This is a genomic window from Streptomyces sp. NPDC051183, assembly GCF_040682455.1.
Lineage (GTDB): Bacteria > Actinomycetota > Actinomycetes > Streptomycetales > Streptomycetaceae > Streptomyces.
This window is the reverse complement of record NZ_JBFBBA010000018.1, coordinates 56,422-74,269: the sequence shown is the minus strand read 5'-3', so window position 1 is coordinate 74,269 and position 17,848 is coordinate 56,422. Positions and strand designations below refer to the sequence as shown.

The following is a 17,848-nucleotide window of genomic DNA, read 5'->3' as shown; positions in this document are numbered from 1 at the left end:
CTGATCTACCATCCGATCTTTGATCAGCCGTGGACCACGGCAGGGATGGCGTCCCGTGATGTGGTGTAACGGATCTTGGCTGGGAAGTGCGCCGTTTCCGTGCCCTGGCGTGCATCGGCTGCCGGTGAACGCTCCCTGAGAACGGGGCAGGCCACCGTGCAACTGTCCTTGGTGAACTGCCAGTTCGTTCCAAGGGGGTGCCCGGTGGCCTTGTCCCAGCATGACCTACTTCGCCTGCTTGAGTCACTACGTTCGGCAGACGGTCTTGAACTCGTCCGCGAAGTCGCCGAACGGCTGCTTCAGGAGCTGATCGAGGCCGAGGCCACCGCCCGGATCGGTGCCGAGTGGGGCGAACGCACCGAGACTCGCACCGCCTGGCGCAACGGGCACCGGGAGAAGACCGTGACCACGCAGGCCGGCGACCTGGAACTGGCGATCCCGAAACTGCGGGCCGGTAGCTTCTTCCCCAGCCTGCTCCAGCGGCGGCGCCGCATCGACCAGGCTCTCTACGCGGTCGAATCCGCCTCGCGATGATCTCCAACCTCGCGAAACGAGCAACCGGCGAAACAGTCATAACCTGGCACAAACCATGAACTATCGCTTGTTCAAACAGGACGTCCTCTGAGAGGCCTACGGGGCGCCCTCCGGCGGTGAGATCTCCGTACTCAGCCAGCCCAGCGCGTCCGGGTACATCCCGGTCCAGGTCTGGAAGTTGTGGCCGCCCTGCGGTCGCACCAGGGTCTTGACCCGTACCCCGCTGCCCTCCGCGGCCTTGACGAAGGCGGCCAGCTGACCGGGCGGGCTGTCCTTGTCCTGCGCCGACGTGGCCAGGAACAGCCCGACGTCCGCCTTCTTGACGTGCTGGACCAGCCACATCGGGCTGTTGCGCTCGCGCAGCACCGGGTCGGCCAGCACGCCCGGATCCCCGGTCAGGGGGTCCGGGTCCAGGGCCACGCCCGCCCGGAAGGCCTTCGGGTACTGGAGCGGCAGCTTGGCCGCGCAGAAGGCTCCGGTCGAGACGCCCATCAGCCCCCAGCCCTTGGGTTCCGGGAGGGTCCGGAAGTTCTTGGCGACCAGATCCGGCACGTCCTCCGCCAGCCAGCTGGCCAGCTTGCGCTGCGGGGTGTTGGTGCAGTCGGTGTTCACCCCGCCCGGGTAGAGCTCGGGGATCACCAGGATGAACGGGTGCGCCGCGCCCACCTGGACGAGCTGGTCCAGGGCGCCCGGCATGTTGCCGAGGTCGATCCAGGTCCGCGGCGAGCCCGGGTACCCGTGCAGCAGCATCAGTACGGGGAACCGGGTCCTGTCCGCCCCCGGCGCGCTGTACTCCGGGGGAGTCCATACGGTGACCTGCCCGGCGAGCTTCGAGTGGGAGCCGCGGAAGTAGGTGATCCGGGTGCCGTCGCTGCCCTGGGTGAACTTGGCCCTGCCCAGCGGCGGCCCCGTCATCACGGAGGCGTCCTCGCCGTCGGGGGTGCCCAGCAGGTCGTCCCAGGAGGAGTACAGCCCGTAGCTCCCGTTGATCCACGTGGCCACCACGCAGATGGCGGTGAGCTGGCACAGGCCGATCATCACCAGCCGCGCCGGCCAGCGCAGCCAGCCCGGCCCGGGGATCCGGTTCCACAGCAGCAGTGCCGCGAGCATGGCGAGCACGGTGACGACGATCAGCGTGACGAGGAACGACGTACTGGTCAGCTCCACTGCGCCGGCTCCTGACGTCCGGGACGGCGACATACGAGTGATGTCCGGACAATCCGTCAAATGTACGGCGCCCGTACCCCCCGGGTGGAGGGCCATCCGGGTGGCGTCGCCGCGCTCCCGGGGTAGGTTCAGACTGCGGGCAGTGGCGCTGCCCCGACGACGCCGGGCGCGCTGGTGTCGTATGTGACGTGATCTACGGACCCATGGAGGACGCCCTGCTTCGCCGGATCAACCACGGGGCGTACCAGGTCAAGCTGCTGGTCGACCCGTGCCAGGTACTCGACGCCGACGGCGCGCCGCTCGACGGGGCCGCCGCCACGCTCTCGCTCGGCGCGGCCGGCAGCTTCGAGGTCGCTCAGTACCTGGACGACGCCGAGCGGAGCCTCAGCGGCCAGGGCTGGATCGTCCGGATGCGGCGCCACGACGACGAGGGGCGCATCCGCCTCGCGTACAAGGCCCGCTTCGGCATCGACGGCGACGGCACCGACCCGGCGGCCCTGCGGCGCGCGCTCGAACGGGCGGGCCGGGCCGGCTTCGGTGCCGACGGGTGCTTCCGCGCCGCCCGGGTCAACCTCAGCCATACGAGCGCCACCCTCGACTTCTCCGCGAAACGGCGCGCCCCGGCGCCCCACCTCGCGCCCGGCGAGCTCCCCGGCCCCGAGGCCTCCCGAGCCCTCGCCCTGGACCGGCTGCCCGACGGGCTGTGGCAGCGGGCGCAGTCCGCGGCGGCCGGCTCCCTGATCCACGGCCCCGTGCGGCAGACCAACCACCCGGGCCGGGTGCTCGACCGCGCGATCGAGTTGCAGGTGTCCCGGCTGCGCACCGGGAGCGACGGGGAGCGGGCCTGGTTCGCGGAGATCACCGCCAAGGCGGGCACCTTCCCCGAAGCCCTGGAGCTCCGCGCCCACCTGATGGGCATGCTCCGGGCGGAGGGCTGGCTGCTGGAGCGGGACGCCTTCAAGACCGACCTCATCCTCGCCCACCACCGGATACACGGAGGTGCACGCTGATGGCCGCGCCTCCCGGCCCGGCGGACCCCGGACCGCCAGACCCCGGCTCATCCGACCCCACCCGAGCCGATCCAGGCCGAATACGCGTGGCCCACCTGGCCGACCTGCACATCGGCTCCTTCCTCCACGGGCTGGAGGAGTACGCCGGCGCACCGGAGATAGACCCGCACGCGGCCCCGTACGAGGCGCTGCGCGCGGCCGCGGACCGGATCCTCACGGGCGGCTACGACGCGGTGCTCGTCGCCGGGGACGTGTTCGACCGCCGCCACTCGGACAGCCACGCGCTGGCCGCCTTCCAGGAGATCCTCGGGGCCTTCCACGAATCGGGTCTGCCGACCGTGGTCGTATCCGGCAACCACGACGCCGAGACGCCGCTGCCGCGCAAGCTGCTGCTGCCGCCCTCGGTCCGCTGGCCGGCGGCCGACGCGCCGGAGACCGTCGTCTGGCCGGACCTCGGGATCGCGGTCCACGGCCAGTCGGTGGGGGACCCCGACGAGACGCGCGACCTCGCGGCCGGATATCCCCGGCGGATCCCGCGGACCGTGAACATCGGCCTCCTGCACACCAGCCTGCACGGCGCCTGGAGCCGCCGGATCTGCGCGCCGACCAGTGTGCGCACGCTGGCGGACTCCGGGTACGACTACTGGGCCCTGGGCCACGTCCACCACCGGCTGGTCCCCGCCATCGGCCTTGACGCGGCGTACGCCGGCAACACCCACGGCCGCGGCCCCGCCGAGGCGGGCGGCCGCGGCTTCGCGGAGCTGCTGATCGAGGACGGCGGCCGGATCGAGGTACGGGAGGTGCACACCGCGCCGGTGCGCTACGAAACGCTCCACCTGCCGCACGGCGCGGTCACCGAGGCCGGGATCCGCGCACAGCTCGCCGCCGTGGCCCCCTCGGCCCCCTCCGGCGCGGTGGTCTGGACGGTGCACGGCCCCACCGACCCGGACCTCCTGCACCTCGCCCGGGAACTGGCCGGCCCCCAGTCCATGATCTGCGCCGGACCCGGCACCGGAGCGACCCCGGTGAACCGTCACTGAGCCACCGCGGGAAGACCTCGGACCCGGTTCACGCCACGCGCACCGGGACCGAGTGCCAGCCGGTCGCCCCGTCGGGGACCGTTCCGGTGCGTTCCCCCGTCTGGACCGCGCCGCCGCGGTCCGTCGCACGGACCTCCAAGGTGTGCCGGCCGGCAGTCGCCTCCCACCGCCACACCCACTGGCGCCAGGTGTCGTCGCCGTCCGCGTCCCCCAGCCGGGCCTCCTGCCACGGGCCGCCGTCCACCCGTACCTCGACCCGGGAGATGCCCCGGTGCTGCGCCCACGCCACCCCGGCCACCGCCACCGGTCCGGCCACCAGGTCGGCGGAGGGCCGCGGGGTGTCGATGCGCGACTGGGTCTTGACCGGTGCCTGCGCGGCCCAGGACCGGCGCACCCAGTAGGCGTCGTACGCGTCGAAGGTGGTCAGCCGGAGCTCGCGCAGCCACTTGCAGGCCGACACGTACCCGTACAGGCCCGGTACGACCATCCGGACGGGGAAGCCGTGCGCGAAGGGGAGCGGCTCGCCGTTCATCCCGACGGCCAGCAGCGCCTCCCGGCCGTCCATCACGGCCTCGACGGGAGTGCCCAGGGTCATGCCGTCCACGGAACGCGCCACCAGCTGGTCGGCCGGACCCCCTTGGGACGGCGGCCGCACCCCGGCCTCGCGGAGCAGGTCGGCGAGGCGCACGCCGAGCCAGCGGGCATTGCCCGCGTACGGGCCGCCGACCTCGTTGGACACGCAGGTCAGGGTGATGTCGTGCTCGACCAGCGGGCGGGCGAGCAGCTCCCGCAGGTCCAGGGTGAGGGGCTTGGCGACCCCGTCCCCGTGGATCCTCAGCCGCCAGGTGTCCGCGTCCACGCGCGGGACGACCAGGGCGGTGTCCACGCGGTAGAAGTCCCGGTTGGGGGTGAGGAACCGCGACACCCCCGGCACCCGCAGATCGGCCCCGGCCGGTACCGGCGGTGCGGGCACCGCGGGCGGCGGCAGGACGAAGCCCGCCCTCGATGCCGTCGCCCCCGCCGAGCCGAAGGCACCCAGGCGTCGCCCGGCGAGTCCGGCCCCGGCCGAGGCCGCGAGGGCGGCGGCGACCAGCCGGCCGAAGCCGCGCCGGTCCATCGCCCAGGCGCCGCCGGCCGGGGAGTGCTCCGGCCGGGGCCGGCCCAGCGCCGTGACCAGCAGGTACAGCACCGCGGCCGCGGCCGCCCCGCCCGCCAGCGACGGCAGTGCGTCCCGCCAGGTCGCTTCCGGGCGGCTGACCGCGGCCACCGCGCCGACGGCCCCGAAGCTCCCGGCGAGCGCCATGGCCGCGGGGAGGCGGCGTACGGCGAGCAAGCCGGCCAGCACGGCGACCGCGCCCAGTACCAGGACGATGCCGAGGGTGAGCACCAGCTTGTCCGCGGTGCCGAACTGGCGGATCGCCCACTCCTTGACCGCCACCGGCGTACGGTCCACCACGGTTCCGCCGACGGCGGTGAGCGGGGCGGCCTCGGGCCGGACGGCCGCAGCGGCCAGCTCCGCCAGGGCCAGTCCGGCGACGGCGGCGACCAGCCCGCTGACGGCGCCGCGCAGGCGGTCGCTTCGGTCCGCAGGTGGTGCGGGTTGTGCGTTCACAGGGCCAGTGTGACCCCGCCCCGCGGTCCCCGTCAGTGCACGGGCGCCGGCGGCACCCAGCGTCCGGTGCGCGGCGGCTTCACCCCGTACTCGGTCTTGAGCTCCGCGGGGATGGCGTGGTGCATCACCCGGCCCCGGGTCAGCGCGGACAGTTCGAAGCCGGCGAGCATCGAGCCCGCCTTGTCGAGCGCCCACTCCGCGAAGGGGCTGCTGTCCTCGACGGTCTCCAGCAGGCCGAGGAACACGGGCACGGCCTTCGCCGCGGTGTCCCAGGGGCTGCGGGGGATCTCCAGCCAGTCGGCGATCGTGTCGCCGACGAGGTGGCGGACGGTGGCGGGCACCATCGGGTCGAAGAGCGTGCCCGGCACGACGTCCTCGTACATCCGCATCAGCTGGGCGTTCAGTTTGACCCCCTCGGGGGAGGGTCCGAGGTTGCGCAGCAGGTAGAGGTCGCAGTAGTCGCGGGCCTCCGTCAGGTTCTCCGGCACGGCCGACATGTCACAGCCCAGCATGGAGCCGACGACCCGCCACGCGTAGAAGTAGGCATCGGCGCCGTCCTCGCTCATGTGGATGCCGAGCCGGTGCATGGCGTCGAGGACGAGCAGCGAGAAGCAGATCTGACCCCCGATCATGTCCTCCTGGCAGATCGGCAGTCCGTCCTTCTCGATGTCCCAGTGGCCGCCCTCGCGCAGGTGGTGGCGGACCGCCGCGTGCAGGAGCCGCACCTTCTGCGCGGCGGGGATGAACTTGCTGCCCTCGGCGAAGGAGTTGGTCTGCATCAGGTACGTGACGAACTGGCCGGTGTTGGCCATGCGCCGGGAGGGGTACGAGAGCGAGTGCGTGGAGGAGAGCAGCCGCGAGAGCCGGGGAATGGCGTAGGTCGCGGGCATCGCGGCGAAGGACAGGCCGGTGTTGATGTGGGCCGCGTTGTCCATGAAGAACAGCCGGGCCTGCTCCATGACGTCCCAGTCCACCCAGCTCGGCGGCATGGCGGTGGCCTCGAAGTAGGCGGCCGCCGCGGCCGGGAGCTTCTCGGGGAGCTTGTCCCCGGCGGTGCTGAAGAACCGCATCAGGGTGTTGAGGTCGCCCACCTCCTTGCGGCGGAACATCGTCGCGACGGTCTCGTCGGCGAGCGGATCGCCCTGGGTGCGCAGCGTGTCCAGGGCCGCGTGCGTGTAACGGGTCTTCGGGGGAGCGGTGTTGGTGGCGTTGGCGTTCACGTCAGTCCTCGTCGTTCAGGGTGCTCGGAGTCTTGAGCCGAAGGGCTGTCGGCACGGGCGGCTCGGTGGGGGAGGTCGGCGCGGGCGGCGTCGTGGGCCTCACAGCGACCGGTCGGCCGCCGTGCCGGCCAGCCCGCGCAGCGCGGATCGCGCCTCCGCCGGCATGGGGGCGGTGTCCAGCGCCTCGCCGGCGCGGACGATCCGCTCCCCGATCATGTCCTCGACCTGCTGCCTGGCGCCGCAGCGTTCCATCAACTCCCGTACTGCGGCGGCCTCTTCCTCGCCGAGCTCGGGGTTCCCGACGAGCTTGGCGAGCAGCCGCCGGTCGTCCTCGCCGGCCGCCGCGACGGTCAGGGCGAGCAGCGCGGTGGGCTTGGCGTCCCGCAGGTCGTCCAGGTTCGACTTGCCGGTCCTGGCCGGGTCGCCGAAGGTGCCCAGCAGGTCGTCGCGGAGCTGGAAGGCCTCGCCGAGGGGCAGTCCGTACGCCGAGAAGGACTCCAGCAGGGCACGGGAGCCGCCGCCGAGGGTGGCGCCGAGGTGCAGGGGCCGCTCCACGGTGTACTTGGCCGTCTTGTAGCGGCACACCTCCAGGGACTCCGCGACCTGCGGCTCCCGGTTCGGGCCCGCGTCGGTGCGCAGCACTTCGAGGAACTCGCCCGCCATGGTCTCGCGCAGCAGCGTGGACCAGAGCGGTACGGTCCGCGCGAGATAGGCCCCCGGCAGCCCGCAGGAGGTGAAGACGTGGCCCGCGTAGCCCATCAGCAGATCGCCGAGGATCATCGCCAGCGCGGTGGAACGCTGCCCCGCGGCCGCGAAGGCGGCGTGCGCGGTGAGCTGCCCGTGCCGCATCCGGCTGTCGTCGATGATGTCGTCGTGGGTGCAGGCCGCCGCGTGCACCAGTTCCATCGCGGCCGCGGCCCGGATCACGCCCTCGCAGTCGGGCTGTCCGGCCGCCCGCCAGCCCCAGTAGAGGAACGCGGCCCGGATGCGCTTCCCGCGGGCGATGGAACGGCGCAACTGCTCCGAGAGCGGGGAGAGTTCGACGTGCAGGCCCAGCAGGGCACGCTCCTCCTCGTCCGCCAGCCGGACCAGTACCTCGTCGATGCGGTCCTTGAAGCCGGTGTGGTCATGCACGGGGGTGACCGGCCCTCTCCGCGGCCCGGCGGGCCATGGTCTCCAGGTAGTTGTCGGAGCCCGCTCCGACTCTGGCGGTGGCCAGCTCCCCGCGCTTGCGCAGCTCCACGACCCCGTCGGTGAGCAGTTCCCGCAGATCGGATCGGCGCAGCACGTCCTGGGCCTTGTCGGCGGACTGGCGTAACTGGTCGAGGGCCAGATCGGCGACCCCGGCGGCGAGGAGGGTCAGCAACTCCAGCGTCGCGGAGGGGTTGAACCCTCCCGCGGCCGGTGCGGCCGGTGCGGCCGTCGGCGCGGCGGCCTCGGGCCGTCCCTGTTCGGTGTCGGACATCTTCGGCGCACTCCTGCCTGATGCACGACGGCGGCGCGCCGTCATGGCGTCGGAAGGGGCGGCAGTCGGATCGCGCCGACGACCGCCCCTGATCATTTCCGAGCCAGTGAACCGAGTGGCCGCCCCGCGCGACGAACCGCAGCGGGCCATCTCCCCCGCACGGGTACCGAGATTCCCACGGGAGGGTGACGATCACCGCATGATGTGATCGCCACCGTCCGGGTGAGGTACGTCAGCCGGTGGCGGGGAGGGAGGCGGCGACCTGTTCCGCCAGGGCGTACGGGTCCCCCTCCGGCCGGTCCGGGTGGCGGGTGGTGCGCCGCGCCCACTCCTCCTCGAAGGCGTGCCAGTCGATCGGGCGGGGCGCGGCCCGCCGGACCAGGGCCTCCTCCAGCGACGCGAAGTAGGACGCCCACCGCCTGGCGTACAACTCCGAGACGAGACCGCCCCATTCGCGGTTCGCGTAGTCGTGCAGGAAACCGCCCTCGCTCGTGCTGCGCCGGCCCCACACGCTCAGGATCGAGCGGGCGTCGTACTCGTGCCGGTCCTGCTCGGCCGCGTCCGCGCCCCGGGACCGGGCCGCCGTCAGCCAGCCGCCGAGCAGGAAGTTCGGATCGGATCCGACGAGTGCGTCCAACTGGTGTTCCCTGGACGCCCATTCGGCGGTGAGTTCGCGGAAACGGGGCAGGTCCTTGGCCTCGTAGGCCGCCTTGATCTTCGGCAACAGCACCCGCGAGTGGTTGGCGAGGGCCTGCCGGGCCGTGTCCACCAGGTCGAAGCGGTACGCGCTGGAGCCGCGCAGCGCCGGGTCCACCTTGAGCAGGTGACCGAGGGCGCGGCGCACCGAACCGGCCTGGTAGCGCATGGACTTGGGGCTCCAGTACGCCGCCCCCACCGCCGCCAGGTCCGGCCGGGCGGTGAACAGGCTGTCCTGGGACTCCGACCACAGCCCCGATGAAGTGCTGTACGGGCCCTTGCGCAGCTCCTCCCAGGCCGCCGCCGAGGCGGGGTCGGCCCGCCCGTACCGCCGCTGGGCGAACTGCGCGAACCACTTCCGCTGGTCCACGGGACCGGGCTCCCACGCCAGGTCCGTGAACAGGTCGAAGGCCGCCGGATTGGTCCCGGTGGCCTCCGGCAGATAGGCGATGCCGGCCAGCGCGCTGTCCGCCTTGGACCGCCAGGAGCCGAACCGGTCGATCCACACCGAGGTGTTGGCGCCGATCGTCGTGTGCCCGCCGAAGTTGTAGATGGTCCCCATCGCGTACGGGGTGCCGCCCCAACGGGCCTCCCGGTCCAGGCGGTTGTACCGGTCGGACAGCCCGTCCAGGATGAGCAGGCGCGAGGTGTCCACCCCGGCCAGCAGCTCCTTCGTCGGGTCGTCCTGCCAGCCCAGCACCGCCCACAGGGCGCCCGGATGTGCTGCCTCCAGGGCCGACTGCACCGCACCCGCCGCCGACTTCACGTCGACCGGGCCCGTCTGGCCGCCCTCGTGCAGCGGGCTCATCCGGTACATCGTGCTGTCGCCGAAGACCGCCCGCTGCTCCCGGTAGTACGCGGCGGCCAGCTTCCCGAAGGCCGCCGAGTTCGGGTCCAGCCAGTCCGGCCGGTCGAAGCCCGCCCAGTCGCCCTGCGCGACCGTGGCCCCGCCCGGATTGCGCGCCGTGAACCCCGGCGGCACGGTGCCGAAGTAGCCCGGCAGCACGGGCGTCATGCCGAGCCCGCGCAGCTGCTCCGCGATCCGCCCGCCCAGCTCGGCGCGCTCGCGCATCAGCCGTTCGGTGACCGGGCCGCCGAAGCCGCTCAGGTTCTGCAGCAGCCACCAGCTCTGGTGCCCGGCACCGGGGATCCACTCCCGCAGCTCTTCGGCGGAGTAGCCGAAATCCTGGAGCGCCCGGTAGTACGGGTACTCGGCGCCGACCTGCACGAACACCTCGTTGATGCCGTGCAGGGCGAGCAGGTCGATCTGCCGCTGGTGCTCCTCGAAGGAGCGGTACGGGCCGGAGTACCCGTCGTCGGTGTCGTTGAGCGCGTACCGGTGCGGGACCAGCGCACTGCGGGTGACCGGCTCGGGAACCCGCGGCAGTACGGCGGGCAGCATGGTGATGCTGTCGCCGGGCCAGCCGATGTCGGCGCCGGCGACGTGCTGGAGGTACCAGCCGACCCCGGTGAGCAGGGTGGCGCCGGTGGAGCCCCGGACGGTGATCGCACCGGCCACTCCGGACACCGTGAAGGTGTCGGCCCCGGCGGCCGGGTCCGGTACGAGGGCGAACTGCGCGGCGTGCCGCGGGAGCAGCCGCTGCAGCGCGGCCCGCGCCGGACCGGCGTCGAGGGCCCGCGGCTTCGGCGTCACCCGCGCGGGCGCCCGTACGGCATCCGGTACGGCGCCCCCCGGCTCGGCCGCGGGCGCCGCGGCTCCGGGCGCGGCCCCCGCGCAGACCAGGGTCAGCAGCGCGGCGGGCAGCACCGCGAGAGAGGCGGACAGGCGTCGGGTACGCGGCATCTGATCGCTCATCCCCGTACCCGTCAGACCGGCAGCGCCCAGGCCTGGTCGACCCGGTGATCGCCGCATTCGGTCAGCCGCAGCCGCTCGGCGGGAGCGTCCGGGGTCGCGACCGGAGCCGGAGCGGTCAGGCACAGTCCGCTCGCGTCCTCGATCAGGGCCCCGTCGCGGCGCGGGGTCCAGCTCTGCCCCGGCTGCCGGCGGTCCGCGCAGTCGGCCAGCTCCACCAGGCCGTCCTCGCCCGCCGACAGGCACTCGCCCGCCAGCCGCAGGGTTCCGTCGCGGCCCGCGGTCCAGCGCTGGTCGGGAGCGCCGGTGCACCCGGCCATCACGACGGCGCCGACACCGGTGGTGTTGGCCCCGTCGGCGCACTTGACGCCGTCCCCGGTGATCTGGCCGGTGGGCACGGCCTCGGCGCAGCCGCGCGGGGTCAGCCGCCACACCGCGGTGTCGTGGGCGCCCAGCTTCCCGGTCAACGCTTCGGAGACCTCGCGGCGCTCCCCGCTCCACAGGTCCTTCGCCTCGGCCGTACAGGCCCCGTGCTGCCCGTCGCGCAGCCCGATCTCGTCGAGCGGCACCCTGATGTCGCGCGCCGCGCCGGACCGGTTGAGCACGGCCACCGCGCGGTCGCCGCCCGCCAGCGGGCGCACCAGGATGTCGAAGGTGGCGTTGGAGGAGACCACCGCGCCCTGGCGGCCCATCGGGTCCTGGTCCAGCCGGATCAGCTCGGTGTTGCCGAGCGCGGCCAGCCCGGCCGGCGAGAGCTCGGAGACCTGGGAGGAGAGGATGAACGGCGCGGCCATCATCGCCCACAGGCCGACCTGGCTGCGGCTCTCCGCCTCGGTGAGGCCGGGGGCGCCCGCGATCAGGAAGTCGGGGTCGTTCCAGTTGCCGGGGCCCGCGTACCGGCCGAGCCAGCGGTTGTAGCCGTAGTTGCCCATGACGGAGCTCCACCGCGAGGTGTTCGGCGCGGTCGGCTTGTACACCTTGATGTCGCGGCCCTCGCGCCACAGCTGGCCCGTCTCGCCGACCCAGCCGAGCACCTTGTGCCAGTCGGGGCCGCCCCACTCGCCCTGCTGGAAGTAGGCGGGCGCGGAGGCGGACAGGACCATGTCCCGGCCGCTGTCGCGCAGGGCCCTGGCGACGGAGTTGTACGCGTCCCGGTAGGCCTGCTCCTTGGTCTTGCCCGGGGGCACCCAGAGGTTGCAGCCGTCCATCTTGACGTAGTCCACGTCCCAGGAGGCGAACTGGCGGGCGTCGCGTGCGTAGTGGTCCGGGCCGCCGCCCTCGGGGGAGCCGCTGCCGGGGTAGCGCTCGCAGGTGAGGGAGCCGGCGTCCTGGTAGATGCCGAACTTCAGCCCCTTGGCGTGCAGGTAGTCGCCCAGCCAGGCCATGCCGTGCGGGAACTTCGCGGTGTCGACGACCAGGTTGCCCTGCGCGTCGCGGCTTTTGGTCATCCAGCAGTCGTCGATGGTCACCGTGTCGTAGCCCTTGGCGGCGAGTCCGGTGGAGACGAGCGCGTCGGCGTTCGCGACGACCTTGGCCTCGTCGATGTCGCACATGTAGTGGGCCCAGTTGTTCCAGCCCATGGGCGGGGTCAGCGCGAGCGGGGTGTCCGAGGTCGCCGTCGGCTCGGCCGCCGCGGGGGCGGGGCAGAGCGAGAGGGCGAGCAGGGCGGCCGCGGTCAGGCAGGGGAGCGAGGCGCGCAGGCGAGGCGGCACGGAGTCTCCTTGACGTGGGGACGGCTGTCGACGGCTCAGTGCAGCGGTGTGACTACCCGCTGTCAACATAAGGCGCTGATTATTGGCCGATGACCAGCAATATGGGTGTAGTCGGCGTCATGCGAAGGGGTCGATACGGCGTACGGTACGTCGGCTGATACGCTGTATCTCATGCCGAGGAGATCAGCCGCCCTGGACCGCGCCACGCCCGGGGCCATTGCCGTCGCCGCCCTGCGGATCCTCGACGAGCAGGGGCCCGGAGTGCTGAGCTTCCGCACCCTCGCCGACCGGCTGGAGGTCTCGCACGCCACCGTCCAGCGTCGCTGCACCGACCTCGCCGGACTGCTCGACCTCTGCACCGAGCACCTCGCGGCGCAGCTGCCCGAGATCCCGGCCGGGACCGGCTGGGCGGAGGCCGCCGAGCAGCGGTTCACCGCCCTGTACCGGCTGCTCACCGCGCACCCCGGACTGCTCGTGCTGCGCGGCGGCCGGCCCTGGCTCGGGCGGCAGCTGCTGGCCCGGCTCGTGGAACCGGCCCTCGCCGACAGCGTGGCCGCCGGGATGACCCCGGCCGAGGCGATGACCGCGTACCGCCGGATGTACCTGCTGACCCTGGGCAGCGCCGCCTTCGTGGACCACCGCGATCCGGCCGGGGCCACCGCCGCCTCGCGGGCCGCCCTCGCAGCCCTGGACCCGGAGCGGTTCCCGGTCCTCTCGGGCGGGCTGGCCGACGTACTGCCCGCCCTGACCGACCACGAGGTGTACTACGGCGCCCTGCGCCAGCTGATCGAGGCCGCCCGGCCTGCCGCCTGATGGGGAGTGAGTCCATGGAAGAGCAGCTCGACTACGCCGCCGTACGCGCCGCCGCCGACCGGACGGCCGGGGCGCTGCGGCCCGTCGCGGTGGTGCCCGCGGCCGACGGTGTCTGGTACGCCCTGGAGCACCTCCAGCACACCGGCTCCTTCAAGGCCCGCGGCGCACACAACTTCCTCGCCGCCCACCACCGGGCCGGCACCCTCCCGGACGCCGGCGTCACCATCGCCTCCGGCGGCAACGCCGGCCTCGCCTGCGCCTGGGCGGCCCGCGCCCACGCCGTGCCCGCCACCGTGTTCCTGCCCGCCAACGCCCCGCGCGTCAAGGTGGAGCGGCTGCGCGGCTACGGGGCCGACGTACGGCTCGTCGGCGGCCGGTACGCCGAAGCGCTGGCCGCGTGCGAGGAGTTCGCCGCCGCGAGCGGGGCCCTGAGCAGCCACGCGTACGACCACCCGCTCATCGCCGCGGGCGCCGGGACCCTGCTGGACGAGATCCGGGCCGCCCTGCCCGGCCTGGACGCCGTGGTCGTCGCCGTCGGCGGGGGCGGGCTGTTCGCCGGGATCGCCACCGCCGCGCGCGAACACGGCGTACGGGTGCTCGCGGTGGAGCCGGAGAACTGCCGGGCGCTGAACGCGGCCCTGGCGGCGGGGCGCCCCGTGGACGTGGCCGTGGACTCGGTGGCCGCCGACTCGCTGGGCGCCACCCGCGTCTCGGCGGCCGCGCTGGCCGCAGCGCAGGAGAAGAACGTGGAGTCCGTGCTGGTCCCGGACGCGGCCATCACCGCCGCCCGGCGCGCGCTGTGGGAGGAGCACCGCATCGTGGTCGAGGCGGGCGCGGCCACGGCCCTGGCGGGCCTGCGGAGCGTGCCGCGGGCGCCGGGCGAACGGGTCGCGGTGGTCCTGTGCGGGGCGAACACCGACCCGGCGGACCTGGCCGGCGGCGCGCCGTCGTAGGGCGCCGGGACTAAGATGGGGGCGGACGTTCGAGCTCTTGCCAAGGGGCCGTGAAGCCATGTCCGTTCGCGCCGGTAACCCCGTCTCGGGCCGTGGTCGCCGCTGTCGTCGTCGCGGAACCGTCGTGACGGCGGCCGTGCTGGCCCTGCTGGCGCCGCCCGTCGGTGCGGCCGGCGCGGCGCCGGCCCGCGCGGCGCCGACCGACCGGGTCGCCGACACGTGCGAGAAGCTGAAGGCGACGGTGTGGAACGACCCGACGCCCGAGGGGAAGGAGCGCCTGAAGGCGGCCGCGAAGGGGATCGTCGGTGACATCACGGCGGGGACGGGCCGCGCCGGGGGCTGGGACGGCCTCTTCGGTCTGGGGTCGACGGCCGTCCTCGACTTCGCGAACGGCAAGTGCCCGAAGGACGTCCTCCTCCCCGCGGTCCAGTCGCTCCCGTACCTGAGCGGCGACCTCCGGGACCCCCCGAGCCGCCGGGACTACGATGCGAACTTCGCACCGGCCCCGGGCGGCACGGACGAGCAGTCCGCCGGCGAGGCCGCAGCGCTGTTCAACGCCGCGGGAGCGCAGGGCGCGAGTGGCGAAACGGTGGGCAACCTGGCGGCCGAGCTGTGCCGGCAGTCGGTGCGGCTCGGCACCCCCGAGGTGGCCCTGGGGGCGTACCTCGGCCGGGCGGACCTGCGGGCCGTCGGCGCGGTGAAGACGCTCGTGTCGCTGACCCTCAAGAACTGCCCGCAACTGGCCGTCCTCGACGCGGACGACCTGGTCGGCCGGCTGAACACCTTCCTGATCAGCAACGACCGTCTGACGGACACGCCGCCGTTCCTGGTGAGCCCGAGCTGGCACTGCGGCGCCACGCCGAAGCAGATCGTCCTGAACTGGCAGCCCTTCGCAGTGCACCGCATCCACCGCTACGACCTGCACCACTCGCTCGACAGGAACAAGTGGGATCCGGTCGGCCTCGCCCCGGGCTCCGAGCTGAACAACAGCATCAGCCTGTTCGGCGTCTCGCCGGAACCGCACGTCTACGCCCTGCGCGCCACCGACGTACAGGGCAACGAGAGTCCCTGGACCTACATCCGGACGTACACGCAGCTCTGCCCGGCGGCCTGAGCCCGGCGCCCGCTCAGACGCCGTCGTTCTCGCGCACCACGACCACCGTGCTGGCGGCGTACTGCACCACCTGCTGGCTCACCGACCCGAGCAGCGCACCCTTGATGCCGCCGTAGCCGCGGGTGCCGACCACGGTCAGTTCGGCCTCCTTCGAGGCGTCCACCAGCACCTGGGCCGGCGCGCCCTGCTCGACCCGGCGGAACACCGGCACGCCGGGCGAGTTGCCGATCGACTCCGCCACGGTGTCGGCGAGCTTCTGCCGGGCGGCCTCCTCGGCGCCGACCAGCTCGTCCTGGACGGTGGGGCTCACGCCGAAGGGATTGGTGTTCCATTCCCAGCTCATGACGGCGTGCACGCGCCCGCCGATGGCCCTGGCCTGATCGACGGCCCAGCGCAGCGCCTGCCTCGAATGGTTCGAGCCGTCCACGCCGACGACGATCAGAGGCTCGATGGGGTCAGTCACGGTGGTTCCTCTCGGTTCGTCCGAATGGTCGTTCCCTCCCTGTATACACGGATATGCCCCCCGAACGCGGTGCACCCTGCCCCGAACGACGATCGTTGCGGCAGTCGAAGACTTTCGAGGACAGCTCCGCGGCCCCGCCCCCTGCGAAGGTCTGAGGGCCCGGCGAACCGCGCCGGGCAGGGGACGTACGGAGGAACGGGCGTGGCACAGCGCAAGGGTTGTCTGATCGGCTGCGGGGTGGCGCTGGTCCTGGGCGTGGGTGCGCTCGTGCTGCTGCTGTTCGGCATCGGGAAGCTCAAGGACGTCGCCGACAAGGCCTTCCTGGAGCCCGGGGTCTACCAGTCGGTGAACGTGGGCGATGCCGAGGACGCGGTCCGCGGCAAGATGCCGTCCGGCGAGACCTTCATCAAGTCCGCCCTCAAGGAGGGCGGCCCGGCCGAGCCGCCCGGCACGTCCTGCTCCTGGTACGCGTCCGGCGGCGACGGCAAGGACGCCGCCGAGACGGTCTACCGCTTCTGCTACAAGGACGGCAAGCTCGCGGAGAAGGTCCAGTACCGCATGAAGTAGGTCCGGTCGGTGTGCGTGGTAAAGCGCATTAGTGCGGGGCTTCGGGGACCGGTGTCAAGGAGTCAAAATTTGACGGACGAGCCGCTTCGTCATTCAACTGATGGTACCTGCAAGGGGATTTGGGACTAAAGCGCATCAGCGCAGATCAAGTCGCAGTTGATCATGCGGTTTCGGGGCCCGGCCGGTCCCCTCTCCGGATTTTACGGGTGCATGCCGTCGGCCAGCGGGACTTCGGGCCCATTGACGCCGTCTTGAACTCGGGCGAACGTGGGCACCGCTCTCCGGCAGCGAGGCCGGACTTCACGAAGGCGGCGACGATGACCCGTTCGAACGTGACCCGTACAGCCATTGCCGCGCTGGCGGCCGGCACCCTCTTATCGGCCTCCGCGTGCGGCGTGAGCGGCGGCGCCGACGAGGTGAAGGAGGCCCGCAGGACGGGCAAGGTGGCCGGCGAGATCACCTTCCGCACCCTCCAGCTCAAGCCCGTGTACACGAGCTACGTCCAGGGGGTCATCGACTCCTTCGAGGCCGAGTACCCGGACGCCGAGGTCAAGTGGGAGGACGTCCCGGGCGACGGGTACAACGAGAAGCTCGTCGCCGACGCCCAGGCCGGCGCCCTCCCCGACGTGGTCAACCTCTCCACCGACTCCTTCCAGCTCCTCGGCGACCGCGGGATGCTTGCCGACGTCGCCGGGCTCGACGCCGAGGTCGCCCGGGAGTACGTACCGGGCGCCTGGGAGCAGTTCAAGCTGCCGGGCAGAGGCGACAGCGTGTACGCGTACCCCTGGTACGTGACCCCGGAAGTGCTCACGTACAGCAAGTCCCTCTTCGAGAAGGCCGGCCTGGACCCGGAGAAGCCGCCGACCAGCGTGGAGCAGTTCTTCGACTACGCCGAGCAGATCGCCGCCAGATCCGGCGGCCGGTACTCCGCCTTCATGGCCGACCCCAAGGGCCGGCTGCCGGGGGACTGGCAGAGGATGGGCATCCCGATCCTCAACGGGCAGCAGGACCGCTTCACCTTCGACACCGACAAGGCCGTCGAGTGGGTCGAGCGCATGAAGTCCCTGTACGCCAAGGGCGCCATGCCCAAGGAGTCCCTGCTCAAGTCCGACGACGTCAACCAGCTCTACGGCGGCGGCAAGCTCGTCTTCGGCCCCGGCTCCCCGGGCTTCGTCAAGGACATCAAGCAGAACGCCCCGCAGGTCTACGCCGACACCCGCGTCGCGGGTGCCGTCACCGGCAGGCTCGGCCACATCGGCATCTACGCCCAGTCGCTCGGCATCAAGAAGGACACCAAGCACCTCGACGCGGCCGCCGAGTTCGCCAAGTGGGTCACCAACGGACCCAACCAGGTGGAGTTCGCCCGGAAGGCCACCATCTACCCGTCCAACGCCAAGGGCCTCGCAGACCCCTACTTCGCCGACCGGGGCGACGGCAAGGACGCGGAGACGCTGGCCCGTGCCATCGGGGCGGAGCAGCTGAGGACCGCCGCCCTCGACGCCAACACGCCCGTCCAGTGGACCAACCAGGTCGGCGACGCGGTCGTGCGCGAGGTGCAGAAGGCGATCAAGGGCGAGCAGGACGCCAGGACGGCCGTGCGGAAGGCGCAGGAGGAGGCCAACGCACTGCTCGCCAAGATGGTGCGCAAGTGACGTCGGAGGCGGGCCTG

General features: G+C 72.6%; 15 protein-coding genes and 1 pseudogene. 8 read left to right on the top strand and 8 right to left on the bottom strand.

Features of this window, described 5'->3' with window-relative positions; genetic code table 11:
* Positions 1–210 precede the first annotated feature (210 nt).
* Positions 211–516, top strand: a pseudogene (locus AB0M99_RS17930) (transposase); the annotation flags it as partial.
* 114 nt (positions 517–630) lie between these two features.
* Here AB0M99_RS17930 and AB0M99_RS17925 read toward each other — a convergent pair.
* Entirely contained in the window at positions 631–1,701 is a 1,071-nt protein-coding gene (locus AB0M99_RS17925; RefSeq protein ID WP_365921390.1) for an alpha/beta hydrolase-fold protein, read from the bottom strand.
* A gap of 188 nt (positions 1,702–1,889) precedes the next feature.
* Between AB0M99_RS17925 and AB0M99_RS17920 the strand changes: the two genes are divergently transcribed.
* Together AB0M99_RS17920 and AB0M99_RS17915 are read left to right on the top strand one after the other, a co-directional pair.
* Complete coding sequence (locus AB0M99_RS17920; protein ID WP_365921388.1) at positions 1,890–2,711, top strand: hypothetical protein; 822 nt, start codon at positions 1,890–1,892, stop codon at positions 2,709–2,711.
* Between the two features lie 86 nt (positions 2,712–2,797).
* Positions 2,798–3,751, top strand: coding sequence for a DNA repair exonuclease (locus AB0M99_RS17915; RefSeq protein WP_365921386.1), 954 nt, complete (start codon positions 2,798–2,800; stop codon positions 3,749–3,751).
* Positions 3,752–3,779: 28 nt separating this feature from the next.
* Here the strand turns inward: AB0M99_RS17915 and AB0M99_RS17910 are convergent, their stop codons facing one another.
* From AB0M99_RS17910 to AB0M99_RS17885, 6 genes are all read right to left on the bottom strand, one after another.
* Positions 3,780–5,363: a molybdopterin-dependent oxidoreductase gene (locus AB0M99_RS17910; RefSeq protein ID WP_365921384.1), complete on the bottom strand. Its 1,584-nt coding sequence runs from the start codon at positions 5,361–5,363 to the stop codon at positions 3,780–3,782.
* A gap of 32 nt (positions 5,364–5,395) precedes the next feature.
* Positions 5,396–6,583: an oxygenase MpaB family protein gene (locus AB0M99_RS17905; protein ID WP_365921382.1), complete on the bottom strand. Its 1,188-nt coding sequence runs from the start codon at positions 6,581–6,583 to the stop codon at positions 5,396–5,398.
* Between the two features lie 99 nt (positions 6,584–6,682).
* The gene (locus AB0M99_RS17900; RefSeq protein ID WP_365921380.1) at positions 6,683–7,717 is read right to left on the bottom strand and encodes a polyprenyl synthetase family protein; all 1,035 of its coding nucleotides are present in this window, start codon (positions 7,715–7,717) and stop codon (positions 6,683–6,685) included.
* On the bottom strand, positions 7,710–8,048 hold the full coding sequence (locus tag AB0M99_RS17895) for a hypothetical protein (RefSeq protein WP_365921378.1): 339 nt from the start codon (positions 8,046–8,048) through the stop codon (positions 7,710–7,712). The genes AB0M99_RS17900 and AB0M99_RS17895 overlap by 8 nt, the downstream gene beginning before the upstream one ends.
* 232 nt (positions 8,049–8,280) lie before the next feature.
* Complete coding sequence (locus AB0M99_RS17890) at positions 8,281–10,548, bottom strand: alpha-N-acetylglucosaminidase (protein WP_365921376.1); 2,268 nt, start codon at positions 10,546–10,548, stop codon at positions 8,281–8,283.
* 23 nt (positions 10,549–10,571) lie between these two features.
* The gene (locus AB0M99_RS17885) at positions 10,572–12,269 is read right to left on the bottom strand and encodes a ricin-type beta-trefoil lectin domain protein (protein WP_365921374.1); all 1,698 of its coding nucleotides are present in this window, start codon (positions 12,267–12,269) and stop codon (positions 10,572–10,574) included.
* 171 nt (positions 12,270–12,440) lie between these two features.
* On the opposite strand from AB0M99_RS17885, the gene AB0M99_RS17880 reads away from it, so the two are divergent.
* From AB0M99_RS17880 to AB0M99_RS17870, 3 genes are all read left to right on the top strand, one after another.
* Positions 12,441–13,082, top strand: coding sequence for a TetR/AcrR family transcriptional regulator (locus AB0M99_RS17880; protein WP_365921373.1), 642 nt, complete (start codon positions 12,441–12,443; stop codon positions 13,080–13,082).
* 14 nt (positions 13,083–13,096) lie between these two features.
* Positions 13,097–14,035 carry a serine/threonine dehydratase gene (locus AB0M99_RS17875; protein ID WP_365921371.1) on the top strand — a complete coding sequence of 313 codons (939 nt, stop codon included), beginning with the start codon at positions 13,097–13,099 and terminating at the stop codon, positions 14,033–14,035.
* A gap of 124 nt (positions 14,036–14,159) precedes the next feature.
* Entirely contained in the window at positions 14,160–15,149 is a 990-nt protein-coding gene (locus AB0M99_RS17870; protein WP_365921369.1) for a hypothetical protein, read from the top strand.
* Positions 15,150–15,162: 13 nt separating this feature from the next.
* On the opposite strand, the gene AB0M99_RS17865 is transcribed toward AB0M99_RS17870, so the two are convergent.
* Complete coding sequence (locus AB0M99_RS17865; protein WP_365921367.1) at positions 15,163–15,612, bottom strand: universal stress protein; 450 nt, start codon at positions 15,610–15,612, stop codon at positions 15,163–15,165.
* A gap of 201 nt (positions 15,613–15,813) precedes the next feature.
* On the opposite strand from AB0M99_RS17865, the gene AB0M99_RS17860 reads away from it, so the two are divergent.
* On the top strand, positions 15,814–16,179 hold the full coding sequence (locus AB0M99_RS17860; RefSeq protein WP_365921365.1) for a hypothetical protein: 366 nt from the start codon (positions 15,814–15,816) through the stop codon (positions 16,177–16,179).
* A gap of 317 nt (positions 16,180–16,496) precedes the next feature.
* Positions 16,497–17,831 (top strand): sugar ABC transporter substrate-binding protein, encoded by a 1,335-nt coding sequence (locus tag AB0M99_RS17855; protein ID WP_365921363.1) that lies wholly within the window; start codon positions 16,497–16,499, stop codon positions 17,829–17,831.
* The last annotated feature ends 17 nt before the right edge of the window (positions 17,832–17,848 follow it).

Coding starts and splice junctions, on each gene's coding strand:
- AB0M99_RS17895 (WP_365921378.1), bottom strand. CDS start 8,048: ATGTCCGACACCGAACAGGGACGGCCCGAGGCCGCCGCGCCGACGGCC.
- AB0M99_RS17890 (WP_365921376.1), bottom strand. CDS start 10,548: ATGCCGCGTACCCGACGCCTGTCCGCCTCTCTCGCGGTGCTGCCCGCC.
- AB0M99_RS17880 (WP_365921373.1), top strand. CDS start 12,441: ATGCCGAGGAGATCAGCCGCCCTGGACCGCGCCACGCCCGGGGCCATT.
- AB0M99_RS17875 (WP_365921371.1), top strand. CDS start 13,097: ATGGAAGAGCAGCTCGACTACGCCGCCGTACGCGCCGCCGCCGACCGG.
- AB0M99_RS17855 (WP_365921363.1), top strand. CDS start 16,497: ATGACCCGTTCGAACGTGACCCGTACAGCCATTGCCGCGCTGGCGGCC.